This is a genomic window from Klenkia marina (assembly GCF_900101025.1).
In the GTDB taxonomy this organism is placed as follows: domain Bacteria; phylum Actinomycetota; class Actinomycetes; order Mycobacteriales; family Geodermatophilaceae; genus Klenkia; species Klenkia marina.
Map to the genome: position 1 here is coordinate 284299 of NZ_FMUH01000006.1, position 21537 is coordinate 305835.

Annotated in this window: 19 protein-coding genes; 11 read left to right on the forward strand and 8 right to left on the reverse strand. The window is 74.1% G+C overall.

Translation table 11 applies throughout. The annotated features are described in order from the left end of the window. Window positions 1-66 precede the first annotated feature (66 nt). On the forward strand, window positions 67-405 hold the full coding sequence (locus BLP29_RS17655; protein ID WP_092806925.1) for an RNA polymerase-binding protein RbpA: 339 nt from the start codon (window positions 67-69) through the stop codon (window positions 403-405). Window positions 406-472: 67 nt separating this feature from the next. On the opposite strand, the gene pgl is transcribed toward BLP29_RS17655, so the two are convergent. The 5 genes from pgl to tkt all read right to left on the reverse strand — a co-directional run bounded on the left by pgl (window position 473) and on the right by tkt (window position 7358). Further along, window positions 473-1207 (reverse strand): 6-phosphogluconolactonase, encoded by a 735-nt coding sequence (gene pgl / locus BLP29_RS17660; RefSeq protein ID WP_092806927.1) that lies wholly within the window; start codon window positions 1205-1207, stop codon window positions 473-475. Next, on the reverse strand, window positions 1204-2346 hold the full coding sequence (locus BLP29_RS17665) for a glucose-6-phosphate dehydrogenase assembly protein OpcA (protein ID WP_092806929.1): 1143 nt from the start codon (window positions 2344-2346) through the stop codon (window positions 1204-1206). Before BLP29_RS17665 ends, pgl begins: the two co-directional genes overlap by 4 nt. Window positions 2347-2383: 37 nt before the next feature. Further along, the gene (gene zwf / locus BLP29_RS17670) at window positions 2384-3901 is read right to left on the reverse strand and encodes a glucose-6-phosphate dehydrogenase (RefSeq protein ID WP_092806931.1); all 1518 of its coding nucleotides are present in this window, start codon (window positions 3899-3901) and stop codon (window positions 2384-2386) included. A gap of 122 nt (window positions 3902-4023) precedes the next feature. Continuing rightward, window positions 4024-5127, reverse strand: a complete 1104-nt coding sequence (gene tal / locus BLP29_RS17675) for a transaldolase (protein WP_092806933.1) — start codon at window positions 5125-5127, stop codon at window positions 4024-4026. A 14-nt stretch (window positions 5128-5141) separates the two neighbouring features. Further along, on the reverse strand, window positions 5142-7358 hold the full coding sequence (gene tkt / locus BLP29_RS17680) for a transketolase (RefSeq protein WP_092806935.1): 2217 nt from the start codon (window positions 7356-7358) through the stop codon (window positions 5142-5144). 212 nt (window positions 7359-7570) lie between these two features. Here tkt and BLP29_RS17685 point away from each other — a divergent pair, with 212 nt between their 5' ends. After that, window positions 7571-8488, forward strand: coding sequence for a heme o synthase (locus BLP29_RS17685; protein ID WP_092806937.1), 918 nt, complete (start codon window positions 7571-7573; stop codon window positions 8486-8488). Between the two features lie 395 nt (window positions 8489-8883). On the opposite strand, the gene BLP29_RS17690 is transcribed toward BLP29_RS17685, so the two are convergent. After that, on the reverse strand, window positions 8884-9795 hold the full coding sequence (locus tag BLP29_RS17690; protein ID WP_092807049.1) for a COX15/CtaA family protein: 912 nt from the start codon (window positions 9793-9795) through the stop codon (window positions 8884-8886). Window positions 9796-9938: 143 nt separating this feature from the next. Here BLP29_RS17690 and BLP29_RS17695 point away from each other — a divergent pair, with 143 nt between their 5' ends. From BLP29_RS17695 to BLP29_RS17735, 9 genes are read left to right on the forward strand one after another with little or no spacing between them, the layout of a single operon-like run. After that, the gene (locus tag BLP29_RS17695; RefSeq protein WP_092806939.1) at window positions 9939-10739 is read left to right on the forward strand and encodes a helix-turn-helix transcriptional regulator; all 801 of its coding nucleotides are present in this window, start codon (window positions 9939-9941) and stop codon (window positions 10737-10739) included. Next, the gene (sufB, locus tag BLP29_RS17700) at window positions 10736-12172 is read left to right on the forward strand and encodes a Fe-S cluster assembly protein SufB (RefSeq protein ID WP_092806941.1); all 1437 of its coding nucleotides are present in this window, start codon (window positions 10736-10738) and stop codon (window positions 12170-12172) included. Before BLP29_RS17695 ends, sufB begins: the two co-directional genes overlap by 4 nt. Then, window positions 12172-13494 carry a Fe-S cluster assembly protein SufD gene (gene sufD, locus BLP29_RS17705; RefSeq protein WP_243470070.1) on the forward strand — a complete coding sequence of 441 codons (1323 nt, stop codon included), beginning with the start codon at window positions 12172-12174 and terminating at the stop codon, window positions 13492-13494. The genes sufB and sufD overlap by 1 nt, the downstream gene beginning before the upstream one ends. Further along, the gene (locus BLP29_RS17710; RefSeq protein WP_092806943.1) at window positions 13491-13829 is read left to right on the forward strand and encodes a Rieske (2Fe-2S) protein; all 339 of its coding nucleotides are present in this window, start codon (window positions 13491-13493) and stop codon (window positions 13827-13829) included. Before sufD ends, BLP29_RS17710 begins: the two co-directional genes overlap by 4 nt. Window positions 13830-13842: 13 nt before the next feature. After that, window positions 13843-14634, forward strand: a complete 792-nt coding sequence (gene sufC / locus BLP29_RS17715) for a Fe-S cluster assembly ATPase SufC (protein WP_092806945.1) — start codon at window positions 13843-13845, stop codon at window positions 14632-14634. After that, entirely contained in the window at window positions 14631-15950 is a 1320-nt protein-coding gene (locus BLP29_RS17720; RefSeq protein ID WP_092806947.1) for a cysteine desulfurase, read from the forward strand. Before sufC ends, BLP29_RS17720 begins: the two co-directional genes overlap by 4 nt. Next, a complete protein-coding gene (gene sufU, locus BLP29_RS17725; RefSeq protein WP_092806949.1) occupies window positions 15950-16405 on the forward strand; it encodes a Fe-S cluster assembly sulfur transfer protein SufU in 456 nt (151 codons plus the stop codon). Before BLP29_RS17720 ends, sufU begins: the two co-directional genes overlap by 1 nt. Further along, complete coding sequence (locus BLP29_RS17730) at window positions 16402-16770, forward strand: metal-sulfur cluster assembly factor (RefSeq protein ID WP_092806951.1); 369 nt, start codon at window positions 16402-16404, stop codon at window positions 16768-16770. Before sufU ends, BLP29_RS17730 begins: the two co-directional genes overlap by 4 nt. A 53-nt stretch (window positions 16771-16823) precedes the next feature. Next, window positions 16824-17381 carry a hypothetical protein gene (locus BLP29_RS17735; protein WP_092806952.1) on the forward strand — a complete coding sequence of 186 codons (558 nt, stop codon included), beginning with the start codon at window positions 16824-16826 and terminating at the stop codon, window positions 17379-17381. Here BLP29_RS17735 and BLP29_RS17740 read toward each other — a convergent pair. Continuing rightward, entirely contained in the window at window positions 17378-19468 is a 2091-nt protein-coding gene (locus BLP29_RS17740) for an SCO7613 C-terminal domain-containing membrane protein (RefSeq protein ID WP_092806954.1), read from the reverse strand. The two genes, BLP29_RS17735 and BLP29_RS17740, sit on opposite strands and share 4 nt — an antisense overlap. 28 nt (window positions 19469-19496) lie before the next feature. Beyond that, window positions 19497-21329, reverse strand: a complete 1833-nt coding sequence (locus tag BLP29_RS17745) for an SCO7613 C-terminal domain-containing membrane protein (RefSeq protein WP_133379258.1) — start codon at window positions 21327-21329, stop codon at window positions 19497-19499. Window positions 21330-21537: the final 208 nt, after the last annotated feature.

Sequence of the window (21537 nt, forward strand, 5' to 3'; positions counted from 1 at the left end):
TGGTCGTCACCTGCGTCGGCCTAGACTCACCCTGCTGGTTCGTCGACACCGAGGGTGGGAGCGCACGTGGCAGGTGGCAGCGCGATCCGGGGCAGCCGGGTCGGGGCAGGTCCGATGGGTGAGTCCGAGCGCGGGGAGGCCGCCCCCCGGGTGCGCGTGGCCTACTGGTGCGCCAACCGGCACGACACGTGCATCGCCTTCGCGCAGGGCATCGAGGTCCCCGAGACCTGGGACTGCCCGCGCTGCGGCCTCCCGGCCGGGCAGGACGAGCAGAACCCACCGCCGCCCCCGCGCAACGAGCCGTACAAGACCCACCTCGCCTACGTGCGCGAACGGCGGTCGGACGCCGACGGCGACGCCCTCCTCGAGGAGGCCCTGAGCAAGCTGCGCGCCCGGCGCGGGTAGGACCCCGTCGCCCCCCGGCCCACGCTCCGCGCCGGCCAGGACCCCGCGACGGGGCCGTCCCGGCGGGTCAGGGCAGCCGGGAGGCTGCCTCGGCGTCGAGCAGCCAGCGGGTGGCTCGGCGCCCGACCGCGCCGGCCGCGGGCAGCGACGCCGGGGTCTCCTCACCGGAGAGCCCCCGGGCCACTGCCTCGGCCTTGCCCTCGCCCGAGACGAGCAGCCAGACCTCCTCGGCGGCGGTGATGGCGCCGAAGCCCAGGCTGACCCGGGTCGGGGGCGGCTTGGGGCAGTCGCGCACCGCCAGGGCCGGCCGGTCGTCGGTGACCGCGGGGGAGTCCGGGAAGATCGACGCCACGTGGCCCTCGGGGCCCACCCCCAGCATGAGGACGTCGATGCGGGGCACCGTGCCGCCCCCGGCCGCCAGCAGCTGCGCGGTGTAGGCGGCCGCGGCGTCCTCGGGCTCGGCGTACCCGGCGTCCGAGGCCGGGATCGGGTGCACGCGGTCGGCGGGCACGCCCACGACGTCGAGCAGGGCCTCGCGGGCGCCCTTCTCGTTGCGGTCGCCGTCCGACGCGGGCACCCAGCGCTCGTCGCCCCACCAGACGTCGACCCGGCCCCAGTCGACGTCACCGCCCGCGGCGGCGGTCGCCCGCAGGACGGCCGTGCCGATGCCGCCGCCGGTCAGCACCACGGAGGCGCTGCCGTGCCGGGCCTGCGCCGCGGCCAGTCGGGCCACGAGCTGTTCGGCGACGGTGGTGGCGAGGGCGTCGGCGTCGGGCTGGACGACCACCTCCGGGGCGCTCATGACGCGTCCGCGGGCTGGTCGTCCCCGCCGTCGTCGTCCCCGCCGTCGGCAGCGCTGCTACCACCGGTCCCGCTCTCGGTGGTCCCGGTGCTGGCCACCTCGTCGTCGTCCACGGAGTCCGCCGGGACGACGGGGGCCGTGGGCGTCGGCCGCATCGGGTCGAACCACACGTGCTCGCGCACCGGGGCACGGTCGGCCAGGCCGGTGGTGCCGGTGGCCGCCTCGAGCGCCTCGCGGTAGGGCTCGTCGCTGTCCAGGCGCTTCATCTCCTCGCCGATGAGCTCGCCCAGCGACCGCTTCGGCAGCGCGACGGTGGCATCGGGTCGGTAGGGCTGGCTGATGACGGCGCCGCCCTTGCGGTCGTCGGTCAGCCGGACCTCCTCGTCCTGGTCGAGGGTCAGCACGATCGTGTCGATGCCCTTGGACCCGGTGCTGCGCTGACCGGCCTCGACGGTGATCGAGCACCCGCAGCGGGCGCTGAGCCAGCCGGCGACCAGCTGCGCGGTCGGGTTCTCGGGGTCGCCGACCACCTGTCCGCCGAGCACCTGCACCGGGCCGCCCCGGCGGCCGACGACGGCGTCGAGGGTGGAGGCGAGGGTGGAGCGCCACGGGGTGCTCCGGGTCCAGGCCAGGTCGGTGTCGCCGGGGGCGAAGTCCTCGGCGCGGCGGTGCAGGGCGGCGACGCCGTCGTCGGCCATGAGGCTGTCGGTGATCCGCCGGTTGGCGATGACGCCGAGGGCGTCGGTCTCGATGCGCTCGGGCGGGGCGGAGAACCACCACGTGACGACGGGTGCGTCGGCGGCCAGCAGCGGCAGCACGACGGACTCGGCGTGCAGGCCGAGCCGGCCGTACATGCGCATGACCACGGCCTCGCCGGGGCCCAGCCGCCCGCCGATGAGCACCTCGGCGTCCAGCCGCGGCGCGGGCGCCTCGACCTGGCGCCGGACGACGATCAGCAGTCGGCAGGGGTGCACCTCGGCCGCTGCGGCGGCGGCCGCCTCGGCCTCCAGGACGCGGTCCTCGTCGGCGACGACCACGAGGGTCAGCGCGACACCGCTCATGACGGCGCCGCCGGTGCGCCGCTGGGCGGCGAGCTCCTTGACGATCGCCGACCCGTTGGTGTCCCAGAGCGTGCTCATCGGGCGGTCTCCTCGGTCGTCGCGGGGCGGGTCGGGATCACGGTCGGCGCCATGCCCGCCCCTCGGAGGCCAGCATCTCGTCGGCCGCGCGGGGACCCCACTCACCGGCCCGGTACGAGAACGGCGTGGTGGAGGCCCAGTACTCCTCGAGGGGGTCGATGACCGCCCACGAGGCCTCGACCTCGGCGTTGCGGGGGAAGAGGGTCGCGTCGCCCAGCAGGACGTCGAGCAGCAGGCGCTCGTAGGCCTCGGGGGAGGACTCGGTGAACTGCTCGCCGTACAGGAAGTCCATCGACACGTCGCGGACCTCCATGACGCTGCCGGGGACCTTCGACCCGAACTTGAGGGTCACGCCCTCGTCGGGCTGCACGCGGACGACGAGCTGGTTGTGCCCCAGCTCCTCGGTGTCGGTGGGCGCGAAGGGCAGGTGCGGGGCCTTGCGGAACGACAGGGCGATCTCGGTGACCCGGCGGGGCAGCCGCTTGCCTGTGCGCAGGTAGAACGGGACGCCGGCCCAGCGCCGCGTCTCGACCCCCAGCCGGACGGCGGCGTAGGTCTCGGTGCGGGAATCGGCGCTGACGCCGTCCTCCTGCCGGTAGCCCTTGGCCCGCTGCCCGGCCAGCCAGCCCTGCTCGTACTGCCCGCGGACGGCGAAGCGCTCCATGTCCTTGGGCACGGAGACGGCCCGCAGCACCTTGAGCTTCTCGGTGCGGATCTCCTCCGCGGAGAACTCGACCGGCTCCTCCATGGCCGTGAGGGCCAGCAGCTGGAGCAGGTGGTTCTGCAGGACGTCGCGGGCGGCGCCGGTGCGGTCGTAGAACTCGGCGCGGCCACCGATGCCGACGTCCTCGGCCATGGTGATCTGCACGGAGTCGACGTGCGCGCCGTTCCAGACCGGCTCGAAGAGGGTGTTGGCGAACCGCAGCGCGAGCAGGTTCTGCACCGTCTCCTTGCCGAGGTAGTGGTCGATGCGGAAGACGTCGTCGGCGCTGAACACCGAGTCGACCAGGCCGTTGAGCTCGCGGCTGGAGGGCAGGTCGGTGCCGAACGGCTTCTCGACCACGACGCGGCGCCAGCGGTCGGACGTGCTCTCGGCCATGCCGGTGCGCTGCATCTGCTTGAGCACCACGGAGAACATGCTCGGCGGGATCGAGAGGTAGAACGCGGCGTTGCCGCCGATGCCGTGGCTGCCCTCGAGCTCGCCGAGGGTGTGGGCGAGCTCGTCGAAGGCGGCGTCGTCGTCGAAGGAGCCCTGGATGAAGCGGACGGAGTTCGACAGCCGCTCCCAGACCTCCTCGCGCCACGGGGTGCGGGCGTGCTCCCGGGCGGCGCTGCGGGACAGCTCCGCGAAGTCGATGTCGTCCCAGTCGCGGCGGGCGAAGCCCAGCAGCGCGAAGTTGGTGGGGAGCAGGCCGCGGTTGGCGAGGTCGTAGACCGCGGGCAGGAGCTTCTTGCGGGCCAGGTCGCCGGTGATGCCGAAGACGACGAGGGCACAGGGTTCGGGGACCCGGGGCAACCGCCGGTCCCTCGGGTCACGCAACGGGTTGGTGCTCATGGGCCCTTCCAGAGGATGGATGGAGCACCCGGGACCGACGCGGCGGTGCGCCGGTCCCGGGGTCGGCCTCCCTGCAGGGTCCCCGCCGCGAGCGTGCTCGTGGTGGGGGGCAGGGAGGTCCTCTACTTCTTGTCCTGGAGCTGTTCGGCCACCGAGGTGGAGAGTTCATCCCAGGCGTCGTTGAACTTCTGCACGCCCTCGCTCTCGAGCACGGCGAACACGTCGTCGAGGTCGACGCCGGCGTCGCGCACCGACTGCAGCACCTTCTCGGCGTCCGCGTAGGTCTCCGTGACCGGGCGGCCGACCTGGCCGTGGTCGGCGAAGGCGTCCATGGTCTTGCCCGGCATCGTGTTCACGGTGTCGGGCGCGGCCAGCTCGGACAGGTACATCGTGTCGCTGTACTCGGGGTTCTTGACCCCGGTGGAGGCCCACAGCGCGCGCTGCTTGCTGGCCCCGCGGGCCTCGAGGGCCGCCCAGCGGTCGGAGGAGAAGACCTCCTCGTAGGCCTGGTAGGCCAGCTGGGCGTTGGCGATGCCGGCCTTGCCCTTGAGCGAGGCGTCGGCGCCGGCGGCGTCCAGGCGCTTGTCGATCTCGGTGTCCACGCGGGACACGAAGAACGACGCGACGCTCTCGATGCCCTCGAAGCTCGCCTCGGGGTCCTCGGCACGCTTCTCGAGCCCGGCGACGTAGGCCTCCATCACGGCCTTGTACCGCTCGAGGCTGAAGATGAGGGTGACGTTGACGCTGATGCCGTTGGCGATGGTCTCGGTGATGGCCGGCAGGCCCTCGACCGTCGCGGGGATCTTGATGTAGAGGTTCGGCCGGTCGACCAGCCACCACAGGTGGGCGGCCTCGGCGGCGGTGGCGTCGGTGTGGTGGGCCAGCCCGGGGGCGACCTCCAGGGAGACGCGCCCGTCGCGGCCGGTGCGCTCGAACACCGGGGTGAGCAGGTCGCAGGCGTCGCGGACGTCGGCGGCGGTGATGGTGCGCAGCGCCTCCTCGACGGTGACCCCGCGGACGGCCATGGCGTGCAGCTGGTCGTCGTAGGAGTCCGAACCGCTGATGGCCGCGGCGAAGATCGAGGGGTTGGTGGTCACGCCGACGACGGACTTCTCGTCGACGAGGCGCTGCAGCTCGCCGCCGTGGATCAGGTCGCGCGAGAGGTCGTCGAGCCAGACGCTGACGCCGGCCTCCGACAGTGCCTTCAGGTTCTCGTTCTGGGTCATGGTGTCCCTCTCGCTCACTGGTCGGCGGTGCGGCTGGTCTGCAGGCCACCGACGACGTCGGCGCCGGTGTCGAGGCGGGGAGCCCCGGACGCGGCCTGGATGCTGTCGCGCGCGGCGGCGACCACGGCCTCGGCGGTCAGGCCGAACTCGTCGTACAGCTTCTGGAACGAGGCGCTGGCGCCGTAGTGGTCCAGCGCGACGATGCGGCCGGCGTCGCCGACGAAGTCCCGCCAGCCCATGGCGATCGCGGCCTCGATGCTGACCCGGGCCCGGACCGACGGGGGGAAGACCTCGTCGCGGTAGGCCTGGTCCTGCTCGGCGAACCACTCCTGGCACGGGATGGACACGACCCGGGTGGGCGTGCCGGCGGCCTCGAGCTGCTCGCGGGCGGCGACGGCGATCTGCACCTCGGACCCGGTGCTCATCAGGATCACCTCGGGGGTGCCGGTGCTGGCCTCGGCCAGGACGTAGGCGCCCTTCGCGGTGCCCTCGGCCGAGCCGAACACGCTGCGGTCGACGACCGGCAGGTTCTGCCGGGACAGGATGATGCCGGCCGGGCGGTCGTTGTTCTGCAGGATCGTGCGCCAGGCGACCGCGGTCTCGTTGGCGTCGGCCGGGCGGACGACGTCCAGGCCGATGATGGCGCGCAGCGCGGCCAGGTGCTCGATCGGCTGGTGGGTCGGGCCGTCCTCGCCCAGGCCGATGGAGTCGTGGGTCCACACGTAGGTGACCGGCAGCTGCATGAGCGCGGCCAGCCGGACGGCGGGGCGCATGTAGTCCGAGAACGTCAGGAACGTGCCGCCGTACACGCGGGTGCCCCCGTGCAGCGCGATGCCGTTCATGATCGAGCCCATGGCGTGCTCGCGGATGCCGAAGTGCAGCGTGCGGCCGAAGGGGCCACCGCTCCAGGTCTTGGTCTGCCGGCTCGGCGGCAGGAACGACGGCTCGCCCTCGACGGCGGTGTTGTTGGACTCGGCCAGGTCGGCGGAGCCGCCCCAGAGCTCGGGGAGCTCGGGGTAGATGGCGGCCAGCACGGCGCCGGAGGCCTTGCGGGTGGCCATGCCCTTGGGGTCGGCGTCGAAGGTCGGCAGCGCCTGCGCCCAGCCCTCGGGCAGGGTGCGGGTGCGCATGCGGTCGAACAGCGCGGCCTGGTCGGGGTTGGCGGACTGCCACGCGTCGAAGCCGGGCTGCCACTCGGCGCGCGCGGCCTGCCCGCGCTCGATCACCTTCCGGGTGTGCGCGATGACCTCGTCGGCGACGTCGAAGGTCTTCTCGGGGTCGAAGCCGAGGACCTCCTTGGTGGCCGCGACCTCGTCGTCGCCGAGCGCGGAGCCGTGGATGCCGCCGGTGTTCTGCTTGTTCGGCGACGGCCAGCCGATGATCGACCGGCTCACGATCAGCGACGGGCGCGAGGTCTCGGCCTTGGCGGCGGCCAGCGCGGCGTCGAGGGAGGCGAGGTCCTCGCTGTCGGCCACGTGCTGCACGTGCCAGCCGTAGGCCTCGTACCGCGCGGCGACGTCCTCGGTGAAGGCGATCGTCGTGTCGTCCTCGATGGAGATCTTGTTGTCGTCGTAGACGACGACGAGGTTGCCCAGCTGCTGCGTGCCGGCCAGCGACGACGCCTCGCCGGAGATGCCCTCCTGGAGGTCGCCGTCGGAGGCGATCGCCCAGATGGTGTGGTCGAAGACGCTGTCCTCACCGGGGGCCGAGCTCGGGTCCCAGATGCCGCGCTCGCGGCGGGCGGCCATGGCCATGCCGACCGCGTTGCCCACGCCCTGGCCCAGCGGCCCGGTGGTGGTCTCGACACCGGTGGTGTGGCCGACCTCGGGGTGCCCCGGGGTCTTCGAGCCCCAGGTGCGCAGGGCCTTGAGGTCGTCGAGCTCGAGCCCGTAGCCGGAGAAGTAGAGCTGGGTGTACAGCGTCAGTGCCGTGTGCCCGGGGGACAGGACGAAGCGGTCGCGGGCGACCCAGTCCGGGTCGGACGGGTCGTGCTTGATCCACTTCTGGAACAGCAGGTAGGCGATCGGCGCGAGGCTCATCGCGGTGCCCGGGTGGCCGTTGCCGACCTTCTGGACGGCGTCCATCGCCAGCACGCGGGCGGTGTCGATGGCCCGGCGGTCGAGCTCGGTGAAGCCCTCGGGGAGCGTGGGGTTCGGCTGGGCCGGCGAGCCGGTGGGGCTGTCCGTGGCGGCCTCGGCCGGCGCTTCGGACGGAGTGCTCTTGTCTGCCATCAGGCGGGTGCTCCCTTGCGGATGTGTCTACGGGGTCGGGGCGATGCCGGGGTTGCAGCCGGTCGTCGTCGTTGCCGACCTGGGCCCTACCCGCCGGGTGCGCACCATCAACGTGGTCGAACCCTAGTGGTACAGGGCGTTCGTCACGGCCGCGCGGGTCTACAGTGGTCAGGACCCGTGCCCGCCCCGGTCTGAATGGTGTGGATCGACTCGTGACCGCGATCGCCGAACGGCCTGCCGTCGGCCACCGCACCCGGCCGTTGGCCCTGGTCGGCGCCTACGTCTCGCTGACCAAGCCCAAGCTGGTCGAGCTGCTGCTGGTGACCACCCTCCCGGCGATGATGCTGGCCGCGGGCGGCTGGCCCGGCACCGGACTCGTCGTCGCCACGATGGTCGGCGGCATGCTCGCCGCGGGCGCCGCCAACACCATCAACTGCTGGTACGACCGCGACATCGACCGCATCATGTCGCGCACCCGCGACCGGCCGACCGTCACCGGCGTCGTCCCGCCCCGGGCCGCGCTCACGTTCGGCGTCATGCTCGCGTGGATCTCGCTGGTGGTGCTCGGCGTCTTCACCACGCCGCTGGCCACCATCCTGGCCGCGGTCGCCATGCTGGCCTACTCGGTCTTCTACACGATGGTGCTCAAGCGCCGCACCCACCACAACACCGTCTTCGGCGGCCTGCCCGGCGCCGCCCCGGTGCTCATCGGGTGGGCCGCGGTCACCGGTTCGCTGGCCTGGCCCGCCGTCGTGTTCTTCGGCATCGTCTTCTGCTGGCAGATGCCGCACTTCTGGGCACTGGCCAGCCGCTTCCGCTACGACTACTTCCGCGCCGGCGTCCCCATGCTGTCGGTCGTCGCCGGGCCGGTCAGCGTCGGCAAGCAGTCCGCCGCCTGGGCGTGGGGCACGCTCGCCGTCTCCGCCCTCATGGTCCCGGTCACCCCGCAGCTGGGCTGGATCGCCGGCGCCCCGATCGTGGCCCTCGGCATCTGGTACGTCGCCGAGTCCCACGCCTGGCTGCGGCGCATCCGCGGCGGCGGCGCCGACCGGCCCATGAAGCTCTTCTCGGTGTCGATCACCTACATGACCCTGCTGAGCATCGCGCTGGTCGTCGACGTCCTCGTCTGATGGCGATCCACCGGATCGCACCGCGGCCGACGGCCGTGCCCGACGTCCGCTGAGCCGTGCCCGGGTCGCCGCCGGTGACGTCACCGCCCACCCCTGCCGGTGGGGTGGCCGGACACCCCTGGCGGTGGCCGGTTGATGGTGGGTGCGCAGACCCTGGGGGAGGTCGGGCCACCTCGGCGCGGCGCCCCACCCGCCCATCGCGGCTCGAGCCCGCACGGGAGCGCGCCTGACCACACGGCGCCCTGCGGTGCGCCCTGCGGCGCGGGACGGGCCGTGCGGGAGCGCCCTCGGGCTCCGGGTGCGCCGGGGGACGGGTCGTCGGGGTGTCGGACCCCCGTGCCGGCGCGCCCGCGCCGCGGGTGCGCGGGCAGCCCTGGACAGGGCGGCCGGGAGGCCTAGCGGGTGGTGGCGAAGGCCTCGGCGGGGGGCTGGACCTCGACCTCGGTGCGCGGGCCACGGACCGACCAGGCCAGCCGGGCCGTGTAGGCGGTGATGAGCACGGCGCCGGCCATGTGCAGCAGCACCAGCACGATCGGCAGCCCGGTGAAGTACTGCACGTAGCCGATGACGCCCTGGGCGAGCTCGACCATCAGCAGGTCGCGGGCGGCACGGCGCACGCGACCGGGGGAGTCGGTGGCGTGGAGGGCCACCAGCAGCGCCACGGTCAGCCCGATGAGCAGGAAGACGACGTCGGCGTGCAGCTGGCTCACCAGCTCGGGGTCGAAGCCGGTGCGCCCGGCGCCGGGGTCGCCGCTGTGCGGGCCCGAGCCGGTCACGACGGTGCCGAACACCTGGACGGCGGCCACGGTGACCGCGATGCCGGTGACCAGGTGCGCGACGGGGCGGCGCACGAGCAGGCCACCCACCCCGGGTTCGCGCGAGCGCAGCCACAGCGTGGTCGCCACCGCGACCAGCACCATGGACACCAGGAAGTGGGCCGCGACGGTCCACGGGTTCAGACCGGTGAGCACGGTGACCCCGCCCAGCAGAGCCTGCGCGGGGATGCCCAGGAAGCTGCCGACCGCCCACTTCCGCAGCTCGCGGCGGGTCGACCGCCACACCACGACGACGGTGGCGATGGCGACGACGGCCAGCACGAATGTCAGCAGCCGGTTGCCGAACTCGATGAGCCCGTGACCGGCCAGTTCGGCGGTCGGGGTGATCGACCCGTCGGTGCACTCGGGCCAGGTCGGGCAGCCCAGCCCGCTGCCGGTCAACCGCACCGCACCGCCGGTGACGACGATGAGGCCGTTGGCGACGGCGTTGGCGAGGGCGACGCGGCGGACGACGACGGGGGAGACCGGCACGTACCCAGGGTAGGTGGCCGCCCGGTCCGACCGGGACGCCTCCCGGATCGGCGCCGCGTCGTTCGTCACACCGGCGCTGGGCTGGGCGTTCGGGTTAGGGCGGCCTTGCTTGCGACGTCGTCGAAATAGCGCACACTCGTGTTGTGGAATCCAGCGCGGCGCAGTCCGCCCGGCCGTCGGCCAGTGCCGACGACGGGCGCACGCGCGACCGCGTGACCGGCCTGCTGCTCGAGCACGGCGCGCAGACCGCCACCGAGCTGGCCGGCCGGCTGGGCGTCTCGCCGGCCGCCGTCCGCCGTCACCTGGACTCCCTCGTCGCCGAGGGGCGGGCGGCCGAGCGCGCCCTGCCCGGCTCCGTGCGCGGTCGCGGCCGCCCGGCCCGGCACTTCGTGCTGACCGACGCCGGCCGCGCCGGCTTCCCCCACGCCTACGACGACCTGGCGCTGACCGCGCTGCGGTTCGTCGCCGCCCACGGCGGTCCCGACGCCGTCCGCGACGTCGCCGAGCAGCAGCTGGCCGGTCTCGAGCAGCGGTGCTCCGACGCCGTCGAGCGGGCCGGCAGCACCGCCGGTGACCAGGCGGTCGACCGCGCCCAGGTGCTCGCCGAGGCGCTGACCGCCGAGGGCTACGCTGCCTCGGCCTCGGCGATCTCCAGCGGCGGGCAGCTGTGCCAGCACCACTGCCCGGTGGCGCACGTCGCGGCCGAGTTCCCGCAGCTGTGCGAGGCCGAGACCGCGGTCATCGGCCGGCTGGTCGGCACGCACGTGCAGCGGCTGGCCACCATCGCCCACGGCGACGGGATCTGCACCACCCACATCCCCGCGAGCCACGTCCCGGGGAACACCAGCCGGGTCCAGCGCCCTTCACCTACCGAGCGGGCGGCCCAGCGCCGCCCCGCACCGAGCCCCACCCCCCAGTCAGCCCGGGAGAGGACGCCCGCATGACCACCACCCAGCAGCCCAGCACGCCGTTGACGCAGGACGAGCAGATCGACCAGCTCGGCCGCTACAAGTACGGCTGGGCCGACGCCGACACCGCCGGCGCGTCCGCACGCCGCGGGATCAACGAGGACGTCGTCCGCGACATCTCCCGCCGCAAGAACGAGCCCGAGTGGATGCTCGAGCGCCGCCTCAAGGCCCTCAAGCTGTTCGGCAAGAAGCCCATGCCCGACTGGGGCTCCGACCTCTCCGGCATCGACTTCCAGAACATCAAGTACTTCGTGAAGTCGACCGAGAAGCAGGCGGCCACCTGGGACGACCTCCCGGCCGACATCAAGAGCACCTACGACAAGCTCGGCATCCCCGAGGCCGAGAAGCAGCGCCTGGTCTCCGGTGTCGCCGCGCAGTACGAGTCCGAGGTGGTCTACCACCAGATCCGCGAGGACCTGGAGGAGCAGGGCGTCCTGTTCCTGGACACCGACACCGCGCTGCGCGAGCACGAGGACCTCTTCCGCGAGTACTTCGGCTCGGTCATCCCGTCCGGTGACAACAAGTTCGCCGCGCTGAACACGGCGGTGTGGTCCGGTGGCTCGTTCATCTACGTGCCGCCGGGCGTCAACGTCGAGATCCCGCTGCAGGCCTACTTCCGGATCAACACCGAGAACATGGGCCAGTTCGAGCGCACCCTGATGATCATCGACGAGGGCGCCTACGTGCACTACGTCGAGGGCTGCACCGCCCCGATCTACAAGAGCGACTCGCTGCACTCCGCCGTCGTCGAGATCATCGTCAAGAAGAACGCCCGCTGCCGGTACACGACCATCCAGAACTGGTCGAACAACGTCTACAACCTGGTCACCAAGCGGGCCGTGGCCCACGAGGGCGCGACCATGGAGTGGGTCGACGGCAACATCGGCTCCAAGGTGACGATGAAGTACCCGGCCGTCTGGATGACCGGCGAGCACGCCAAGGGCGAGGTCATGAGCATCGCCTTCGCCGGCGAGGGCCAGCACCAGGACGCCGGCGCCAAGATGGTGCACGCCGCGCCGCACACCTCCTCCACCATCGTGAGCAAGTCCGTCGCCCGCGGCGGCGGACGCACCTCCTACCGCGGTCTCGTGCAGATCGACGAGGGTGCGCACGGCTCGCGGTCGACGGTGAAGTGCGACGCGTTGCTGGTCGACACCATCAGCCGCTCCGACACCTACCCCTACGTCGACGTCCGCGAGGACGACGTGTCCATGGGCCACGAGGCCACGGTCTCCCGGGTCAGCGAGGACCAGCTCTTCTACCTGATGAGCCGCGGTCTGTCCGAGGACGAGGCGATGGCGATGGTCGTGCGCGGCTTCGTCGAGCCGATCGCCCGCGAGCTGCCCATGGAGTACGCCCTCGAGCTGAACCGCCTGATCGAGCTGCAGATGGAAGGTGCCGTCGGCTGATGCCGGAGAACCAGACCCCCGACACCATCGCCGGGCCGGCCGAGTCCGCCGCCCTGGCCAGTGAGCTGTTCGCCGACGGCGTCGGCGCGCAGGCCGGGCCGCCGACCACGCCCGCCGAGGGCACCGGCGGCCCGGCCGGGGCGCACAGCCACGGCGGCCCCGCGCCCACCGGCTCGCCGGCCGAGCGCTTCACCTCCACCGACCCCGATGACTTCCCGGTCGTCACCGGTCGTGAGGAGGAGTGGCGCTTCACCCCGCTGAAGCGGGTCCGCACGCTGCTCGAGGGTGCGGCGAGCGGCGCCCGGCTCGAGGTCGAGACCGACCTGCCCGCGGGCGTCGAGCTCACCACCGTCGGCGCCGACGACCCGCTGCTCAAGGGTCTGCCCGAGCCGGTCGACCGCCTCGCGGCGCTCACCCGGGTCAACGCCGGCGGCGCCACCGTCGTCCGCATCCCGGCCGAGGCCCAGCTCGACCGCCCGGTCACCCTGTCGATGCGCGGCAGCGGTGCCGCGGACGTCGTCTGGGGCATGACCGTCATCGAGGTCGGCGCGTTCGCCGAGGCCACCGTCGTGCTCGACCACTCGGGCCGGGCGAACTACTCCGGCGGGGTCGCCGTGGTCGTCGGCGACGGCGCGCGGGTCGAGCTGGTCAGCGTGCAGGACTGGGCGCCGGGCGCCGTCCACGGCGGTCAGTACGACGCCGTCGTCGGCCGCGACGCCACCTACACGCAGGTCGTGGTGACCCTGGGCGGCGACCTCGTCCGCCTGGTCAGCAACGTCGACTACACCAGCACCGGCGGCACCGCTGACCTCTCCGGCGTGTACTTCGCCGACGAGACCCAGCACCAGGAGCACCGGCTCTGGGTCGACCACTCGACGCCCAACTGCACCAGCAACGTCGTCTACAAGGGCGCGCTGCAGGGCGAGCAGGCGCACACGGTGTGGGTCGGCGACGTCCGCATCCGGCCGGCCGCCACCGGCACCGAGACCTACGAGCTGAACCGGAACCTGGTACTCACCGACGGCGCGCGTGCCGACTCGGTCCCGAACCTCGAGATCGAGACCGGCGAGATCGTCAGCGCCGGGCACGCCAGCGCGACCGGCCGATTCGACGACGAGCAGCTGTTCTACCTCTGCTCGCGCGGCATCGACGCCGAGACCGCCCGCCGCCTCGTGGTGCGCGGCTTCTTCGCCGACGTGGTGCAGAAGATCGGCGTCCCGGCCCTGGCCGACCGGCTCATGGGCTCGATCGAGCAGCGCCTCGGCGCGCTGCCCGGTCTCGAGGAGCAGGAGCACCCCGAGGGCGAGCTGCAGCCGGCATGAGCTTCCAGCGGGCCTGTGCGCTCAGCGAGATCGGTGAGGGCGAAGCCGTCCCCGTCGTCGTCGGGGACGTCGAGCTCGTGCTCGCCCGGCACGACGGGCAGGTCTACGCCCTCACCGACCTCTGCTCGCACCAGGACTACCCGTTGAGCGACGGGGGCGAGGTCGAGATGGTCGACGGCGTCCCCACCATCGAGTGCACCTGGCACGGGTCGTGCTTCGACCTGCGCACCGGTGCGCCCACCAACCTGCCGGCGAACAAGCCGGTCACCACCCACCCGGTCCGCGTCGAGGGCGACGACGTCCTCGTCGACACCTCCGCGGCCGACACCGACTGAGAGGCACCACCAGATGACCGAGAGCACCGGCAGCGTGCTGGAGATCCGCGACCTGCACGTCACCGTGGGCGAGGGCGACGAGACCAAGGAGATCCTCCGCGGCGTCGACCTCACCATCCGCAGCGGCGAGACCCACGCGATCATGGGCCCCAACGGGTCGGGCAAGTCGACCCTGGCCTACTCGATCGCCGGCCACCCGAAGTACACGATCACCGGCGGCACGGTCACCCTCGACGGCGAGGACGTGCTCGAGATGACCGTCGACGAGCGCGCCCGCGCCGGCCTGTTCCTGGCCATGCAGTACCCCGTCGAGGTCCCCGGCGTCTCGGTGTCGAACTTCCTGCGCACCGCCAAGACCGCGGTCTCGGGCGAGGCGCCGAAGCTGCGCACCTGGGTCAAGGACGTCCGCACCGAGATGGAGGCCCTCGAGATGGACTCGGCCTTCGCCGAGCGCAACGTCAACGAGGGCTTCTCCGGCGGCGAGAAGAAGCGCCACGAGATCCTGCAGATGGGCCTGCTCAAGCCGAAGATCGCGATCCTCGACGAGACCGACTCGGGCCTGGACGTCGACGCCCTGCGCGTCGTCTCCGAGGGCGTCAACCGGGCGAAGGCGAACAGCGCGGTCGGCGTCCTGCTCATCACGCACTACACCCGCATCCTGCGCTACATCGAGCCCGACTTCGTCCACGTGTTCGTGGCCGGCCGGGTCGTCGAGGAGGGCGGCAAGGAGCTGGCCGACAAGCTCGAGGCCGAGGGCTACGCCTCCTACCTCAAGGCCGACGCCGAGGCCGCGGCGATCTCATGACCGTCACCGCCTCGCGCGCCACGGAGCGCGCACCGCTCCCGCTGGACGTCGAGGCGGTGCGCGCCGACTTCCCGATCCTCGGCCGCACGGTCCGGGACGGGAAGCGGCTGGTCTACCTGGACTCCGGGGCGACCTCGCAGAAGCCCCGCCAGGTGCTCGACGCCGAGCGCTGGTTCTACGAGAACGTGAACGCCGCTCCGCACCGGGGCGCGCACGCCCTGGCCGAGGAGGCCACGGAGGCCTACGAGGCGGCCCGGGCCACCATCGCGTCGTTCATCGGCGGGCAGCCCGACGAGGTGGTGTTCACCCGCAACACCACGGAGGCGATCAACCTGGTGGCCTACTCCTTCTCCAACGCGGCCACCGCCAAGGAGCCCGACTTCCGGCGGTACGCCGTCGGCCAGGGCGACGAGATCGTGGTCACCGAGATGGAGCACCACGCCAACCTGGTGCCCTGGCAGCAGCTGTGCGAGCGCACCGGCGCGACCCTGCGCTGGTTGGGGCTCACCGACGACGGCCGCCTGGACCTCTCCGACCTCGACACGGTCGTCAACGAGCGCACGAAGTTCGTCACGGTGACCCAGCAGTCCAACATCCTGGGCACGATGCCGCCGCTGGAGCCGATCATCGCCCGGGCCCACGAGGTCGGTGCGCTGGTCATGGTCGACGGGGCGCAGTCGGTGCCGCACCAGCCGGTCGACGTCGCCGCCCTGGACGCGGACTTCCTGGTGTTCTCCGGGCACAAGATGCTCGGGCCCACCGGCGTCGGCGTGCTGTGGGGGCGGTCGGAGGTGCTGGCGGCCATGCCGCCGTTCCTCACCGGCGGCTCGATGATCGAGGTCGTGCGGATGGAGGGCAGCACCTTCGCCCCGCCGCCGCAGCGCTTCGAGGCCGGCGTGCCGATGACCGCGCAGGTCATCGGGCTGGCCGCGGCCTGCGACTACCTCACCGGGTTGGGCATGCAGCACGTGCTGGCCCACGAGGAGGCGCTGACCGAGTACGCGCTGGCGCAGCTGCAGGCCATCCCCGGCGTCACGGTGATCGGCCCGGTCGACACCGTGGCCCGCGGGGGAGCCATCAGCTTCACCGTCGAGGGCATCCACCCGCACGACGTCGGCCAGGTGCTCGACGACCAGGGCATCGCCGTCCGGGTCGGCCACCACTGCGCCTGGCCGGTGGTGCGCCGCTACGGCGTGCCGGCCACCACCCGGGCCACGTTCTACGTGCACACCGGGTACGACGACGTCGACGCGCTGGTCGAGGGCGTGCGGCATGCCCAGCGCTTCTTCGGTGTTGACGCTCCTGAGGAGGCCTGATGAAGCTGCAGGACATGTACCAGGAGATCATCCTGGACCACTACCGCAACCCGCACGGCCGCGGTCTGCGCGAGCCGTTCGACGCCGAGGTGCACCACGTCAACCCCACGTGCGGTGACGAGGTGACGCTGCGCGTGAAGGTCGACGGCGACACGCTGACCGACGTCTCGTACGAGGGCATGGGCTGCTCGATCAGCCAGGCGTCGGTGTCGGCGATGTACGACCTCGTGGTCGGCAAGAGCGTGACCGACGCCCTGGCCACCGGTGACGACTTCATGAAGCTCATGCAGGCCAAGGGTGACCAGTCGGTCGCCGACGAGCTCGAGGACACCCTGGAGGACGCCGTCGCGTTCGCCGGTGTGTCGAAGTACCCCGCGCGCATCAAGTGCGCGCTGATGAGCTGGATGGCCCTCAAGGACGCCAGCGCCCGAGCCTGGGGAGGACCCGCAGCATGACCGAGAGCACCCCCACCACCGCCCCGGCGGCCCCGGTGATCAAGGCCGACCTCGAGGAGCTCGAGGAGGCCATGCGCGACGTCGTCGACCCCGAGCTCGGCGTCAACGTCGTCGACCTCGGCCTGGTCTACGGCATCGAGGTCGACGACTCCAACGTCGCCGTCATCGACATGACCCTGACCTCGGCGGCCTGCCCGCTGACCGACGTCATCGAGGACCAGGCCCGCCAGGCCCTCACCGGCGGCCCCGGCCCCGGTCTGGTCGAGGACATCCGGATCAACTGGGTCTGGATGCCGCCGTGGGGCCCGGACAAGATCACCGACGACGGCCGCGAGCAGCTGCGCGCCCTCGGCTTCCGGGTCTGAACGAGCTCCTCGACGCGCTGGCCGCAGGTCGTGATCCGGCAGCCGACGGCAGCGTGACCGTACGGCCCGCACCCCTCGGGGCGCGGGCCGTCGTCGTGGGCGGGACCGCGTGGGCGTGGGTGGCCGCCGACGTCGACCCCCGGTGGGTGCAGGGGTGGATCGCCGCCGCGCCCGACCCGATCGCGGCGCCGTTGTCGGCCCGGTTCCTGGCCGCTCTGGCCGACGAGACCGGCGTGGAGCCGGGCGTGGTGGACGCCGTGCTCGTCGCCCCGACGGCGCCGGTGGACCCGGTCATCCCGTTGCAGCCACTGCACCGACCCGACCACCCCCGAGTGCAGCGGGCGCACCGGCACCGCACCGACGTGCAGGTGCTGGGCACGCCGGACGGCGCTGCGGTGCTCGTGCTCGGCCGGGGCCTGGCCGGGCGGTGGGAGCAGAAGGACCCGACGTCCCCCCACGACGCGCTTCGCACGCCGCGGGCCCCTGACGTCGCGCCGATGGTCGACGGCGCGCTGTGGGCCCAGGTGGCCCCGGCCAACACCGCCTCGATGCGGAGCTTCCTCGCCGCCGGCTACCGCGTCGTCTGCGCCGAGAGCCTGTTCGGCACCTAGCGCAACGTGCGCACGAGCGCCGGTACGGGCTCGCCGCGGCGGCGCTGGCGTTCGCGCACGGCCCCGGCCCCGATGAGGGCCGCGCCGACGACGAGCAGGGCCACGACCCACGGGCTGGGGGCGTCGTCGAGCAGCCACCCCGCCGTCACCCCGAGCACCCCGACCAGGCCCAGCACGAACGGGGCGCGCACCGCCCACCCGAGACCGGCCAGCACCATCACCAGCGAGACGACCAGCACCGTCACCTGCCGGACCGGCGTCGGGTCGGCCACGGTCAGCAGCACCGACGGCAGCAGCGCGACGGCCAGTCCCGGCCCCCACGTGCGCGGCGACGGCCCGTGCGGCAGGGACCGCCACCGCCCGGCCAGGAGCACGACCCCGGCCGGCACGGTGACCGTCTCCCACGCCGTCCACCCCGCCAGCGCCGCACCAGTCGCGCATGCCGCGACGACGGCGAGGCCGCCGAGGGTGCGGGTACCGCGGCCGCGCACCTCGACCTCCTCCTCGGGGACGCCGGGCAGCCGCGTGCCGCGCAGGACGTCGCCGTGGCCCATGAGCGCCAGCCCCAGGACGGCGAGCAGCGCGGCCGTCGTCCCGTAGGAGCCGGACGACGCCGCCGTCGCGACCCCCAGCAGCCCGACCACCGTGCCGGTGCCGGCAGCCGAGGTGGCGGCCCGCTCGTCGGGGGACCCGGCCGGCGCGTCCAGCGGCTGCACCGAACCGTCGGCGGGGGGTGCCGCCGGTCGTCCGGTGTCGATCGACGCGAAGGCGTCCCGGACGTCGCGCACCGGATCGCGGGGCGGCACGGGTGCGGTGCGACCGGTGCGGGCCCGCACCCACGCGCGCACCCGCTGCCCGGCCCGCCGGGGCAGCACGACCGCGAGGACGACGGCCTCGGCCAGCGCGGTCACGGCCACTGCCACCAGCGCCGTGCCGACCCCGGCGCCGGTCAGCGGCCCGTCGTCGGTCAGCGTGACGACCGCGAGGGCCAACGCGCCGACCGCCACCGGCACGGTGGACGGGCGCGTGTCGCGGTCGCGGACCGACAGCAGGACCGCGGCCGCGGCCGTCGTGACCAGCAGGAGCCCGAGGTCGCTCCAGCGTCCGGCCCACCCGGTGCCGAGGGCGGCCAGCAGCGTGAGGGTGCCCGCGGCGGCGAGACCGGCGTCGCGGGGGACCCAGGCCGGGCCGCGGGAGGCGGCGACCGCGACCGCCGCGGCCAGCAGCAGGCCCAGGAACCCGGAGCCCAGCACCCAGTCCGGCCCGGCGGACGAGGCGGCGCCGGCCAGCACCGACCCCGCGGTGACGCCGGCGAGCACCGGGACGGCGGCGCCGGCCACCGGCAGCTCGGGCACGCGGCGGTGGGTGGTGACCAGCAGACCCAGGGCGGCGGCGACGCCCAGGCCGGCGGTGAGGGGTACGCCCTCCCCGGCCCAGGCCGCCCGCTCCACGACCCAGACGCCCACGGCCCACCACGGGACGCTGCCCAGCAGGCCGGCGCGGCTGAGCACCCCGTGCCGCGGCCCGTCGCCGAACCAGGCGATGGCCAGCCCCGCCAGGGCGGTGCCCAGCAGCGCACCGGCGGTCAGCACCACCGGCAGCGACGTGCTGACCAGCACCGCCACCACGGCGGCCTGGGCGGCCAGCCACGAGGCCACCGGCCAGGTGCGCAGCTGCGGTCCGACCAGGTGCAGCGCCGCGGTGGCCACGGCGACGAACCCGCTGAGCGTGCCGGCCGCCAGTGCCGGGTCCGGCGCGGTGAGTGCCCCGACCGCCACCAGCGTGCCGGCGGCGGCGACCGCGCCCAGTGCGAGACCCTCGCCCGCCGTCGGGCCCCCGGCGTGCCCGGCCAGCACCGCCAGGGCCGCGGCGACGACCAGCAGGACGCTGACGGCGACCACCCCGGCCGGGGTGCCGACGGCGAAGGTGGACAGGGTCGCGCCGAGGACGGCGACCACACCCGCGCCCACCAGCAGCTGCTGCGGGGTGACCCGGTCGGGGAGCGGGGCGGGGCGCACGGGTGGCGGGTACGCGCCGAGCGGCGGGGGGTAGGCCTCGGCGTCGCTCGACCGCGGGCGCCCCTGCATCCCGCCACGGTAGGGGCTCGGGAGCCCCTCAGCTCATCTGCCCGACCCAGGCGACCGCCTCGCGGGCCTGCTGACGACGCCGCTCGTAGGTGGCGCCGACGACCAGCAGCAGCAGCCCGGCGGCACCCAGCGGCACCCAGCTGTCCAGTCGGGAGACGACGGGGGCGAGCTCGACGGTGCCCAGGACGGCGAGGGCCCCGGCGCCGACCAGGAACGGTGCCTGCCGGTGGGTCAGCGCCCCGGCCACCACGGTGGTGACACCGGCGGTCAGCACCAGCACGACCCGCAGCAGGCCGTCGTCGGCCACGGCGGCGAGCACCGAGGGGGCGAAGCCGACCAGCAGTCCCGGGCCCCAGCCGGCCCACGAGGGCCCCCGGAGCAACCGCGGGCCGGCAGCGGCGAGCAGTGCGAGGGCCAGGGGCAGGCTGTAGGCCTCCGGCGTCGTGACGGCCGCGCCGGCCAGCGCGATCCACCCGGCCAGCACGAGGTCGCCCAACGACGCCCAGCGGACGGCGGTGCGCCCGGCGGCCAGGCCGTAGGCCAGCCCGGCCGCGCCGACCAGGCCCAGCTGCACGCCCACCTGGCCCCACGCCCCGATCGAGACCCCGGTGCCGGCGGCGGCCAGCGCGAGCACCGGCGCGGTCAGGGCCGCGGCCCACTCCTCGGGGTGCCCGGTGCGCAGCGTCGCGACCCCCAGTGCGAGGGCGGAGAGGCACGCGAGCAGCAGGCCGGTCGCGGGGGCCGGCAGCACGTCGCCGGCCCGCGCCGCCAGGGCGGCCAACCCGGGCAGCGCGAGCGCCGCCGACGTCGCCGCGGGCCGCGCAGCGGGCACGAGGACGGCGGCCAGCGCGGCAGGGCCGGTGCCGGCCAGCACCACCAGGGCCAGGGCCGCCGGTCGGTCGGTCACCACCAGCTCGCCGAGCCCGACGAGCAGCAGCACCGCACCGGACCCCCCGGCCAGCTCCCGCCGCAACGGGTCGCGGCGGACCAGCACCAGTGCGGTCACCAGGACGACGCCGGCCAGGCCCAGCGCCGGTCCGCCGACCGGGCCGCTGCGCAGCACCAGCCCGGCCACCGCGAGGGACGGCGCGGCTGCCAGCACCCCGGCGACGAACGGGAACGGCACCCCGAGGCCGCGTCCGGCCCGCCACGCCACCACGACGACGGCGCCTGCGGCCGCCCCGACGAGCAGCGCGGCGGCGGCGACGCCGTCGGGCAGGTCGCCCGACCAGGCGAGCTCGGTGCCCCGCAGGACGGCCAGGGCGGCGGTGGTGCCGGCGAGCACGCGGGCCACCTCGGCGGTCCAGCGGGGGAGTCGTCCGGCGACCGCGAGGTCCGCGGCACCCAGGGCCAGCAGCGCTGCCACGGTCAGCGCGCCGCCGCCCGAGTACCCGGCCAGCAGGGGCAGCACGGGCTGCGCGGCGAACAGGGCAGCGGCCGGCCAGACGAGGGTGGTGCGCGTGGTGCGGGCCAGCCCCGCGGTGAGGACGGCGACCAGGGCCGTGGCGAGCGCGCCGTGGAGCAGGCCGTCGACGGCGTCGAGGCCCAGCAGACCCAGCGCACGGGCTGCGGTGACGTCGATGACCAGCAGCGCCGTGGCGGTGACGGCCAGGCCCTCCTCGGTGGCACGCAGGCCCCGGCGGGCCGTCCAGCCGGACCCGGCTGCGGCCGCGGCGGTGGCGGTGCCCATCACGGCGGCCTGGAAGCCGAGGCCGAACCGGGTCCAGGCGACCGCGACGAGGGCCAGCGCTGCAGCCACCACGAGCAACGAGCCCAGGCCGACGAGCACCTCCTGCGGGCTGATCCGCCGACGCGGCGACCGCGGGTCCTGGACCGGGCCCTGCGTCGGGGGGCCTTGCACCGGGGGGCCTTGCACCGGGGGGCCTTGCACCGGGGGGCCTTGCACCGGGGGGCCTTGCACCGGGGGGCCCTGGACGGGCGGGCCCGGCACGGGCGGGACGGGGGCCTGCGGGGCGGGTCCAGGCGACCGCGACGAGGGCCAGCGCTGCAGCCACCACGAGCAACGAGCCCAGGCCGACGAGCACCTCCTGCGGGCTGATCCGCCGACG

Excerpts from the sequence above, each read along its gene's own strand:
- pgl (WP_092806927.1), bottom strand. The coding sequence starts at position 1,207 with ATGAGCGCCCCGGAGGTGGTCGTCCAGCCCGACGCCGACGCCCTCGCC.
- BLP29_RS17665 (WP_092806929.1), bottom strand. The coding sequence starts at position 2,346 with ATGAGCACGCTCTGGGACACCAACGGGTCGGCGATCGTCAAGGAGCTC.
- zwf (WP_092806931.1), bottom strand. The coding sequence starts at position 3,901 with ATGAGCACCAACCCGTTGCGTGACCCGAGGGACCGGCGGTTGCCCCGG.
- tal (WP_092806933.1), bottom strand. The coding sequence starts at position 5,127 with ATGACCCAGAACGAGAACCTGAAGGCACTGTCGGAGGCCGGCGTCAGC.
- tkt (WP_092806935.1), bottom strand. The coding sequence starts at position 7,358 with ATGGCAGACAAGAGCACTCCGTCCGAAGCGCCGGCCGAGGCCGCCACG.
- sufB (WP_092806941.1), top strand. The coding sequence starts at position 10,736 with ATGACCACCACCCAGCAGCCCAGCACGCCGTTGACGCAGGACGAGCAG.
- sufD (WP_243470070.1), top strand. The coding sequence starts at position 12,172 with ATGCCGGAGAACCAGACCCCCGACACCATCGCCGGGCCGGCCGAGTCC.
- BLP29_RS17710 (WP_092806943.1), top strand. The coding sequence starts at position 13,491 with ATGAGCTTCCAGCGGGCCTGTGCGCTCAGCGAGATCGGTGAGGGCGAA.
- sufC (WP_092806945.1), top strand. The coding sequence starts at position 13,843 with ATGACCGAGAGCACCGGCAGCGTGCTGGAGATCCGCGACCTGCACGTC.
- BLP29_RS17720 (WP_092806947.1), top strand. The coding sequence starts at position 14,631 with ATGACCGTCACCGCCTCGCGCGCCACGGAGCGCGCACCGCTCCCGCTG.
- sufU (WP_092806949.1), top strand. The coding sequence starts at position 15,950 with ATGAAGCTGCAGGACATGTACCAGGAGATCATCCTGGACCACTACCGC.
- BLP29_RS17730 (WP_092806951.1), top strand. The coding sequence starts at position 16,402 with ATGACCGAGAGCACCCCCACCACCGCCCCGGCGGCCCCGGTGATCAAG.
- BLP29_RS17740 (WP_092806954.1), bottom strand. The coding sequence starts at position 19,468 with ATGCAGGGGCGCCCGCGGTCGAGCGACGCCGAGGCCTACCCCCCGCCG.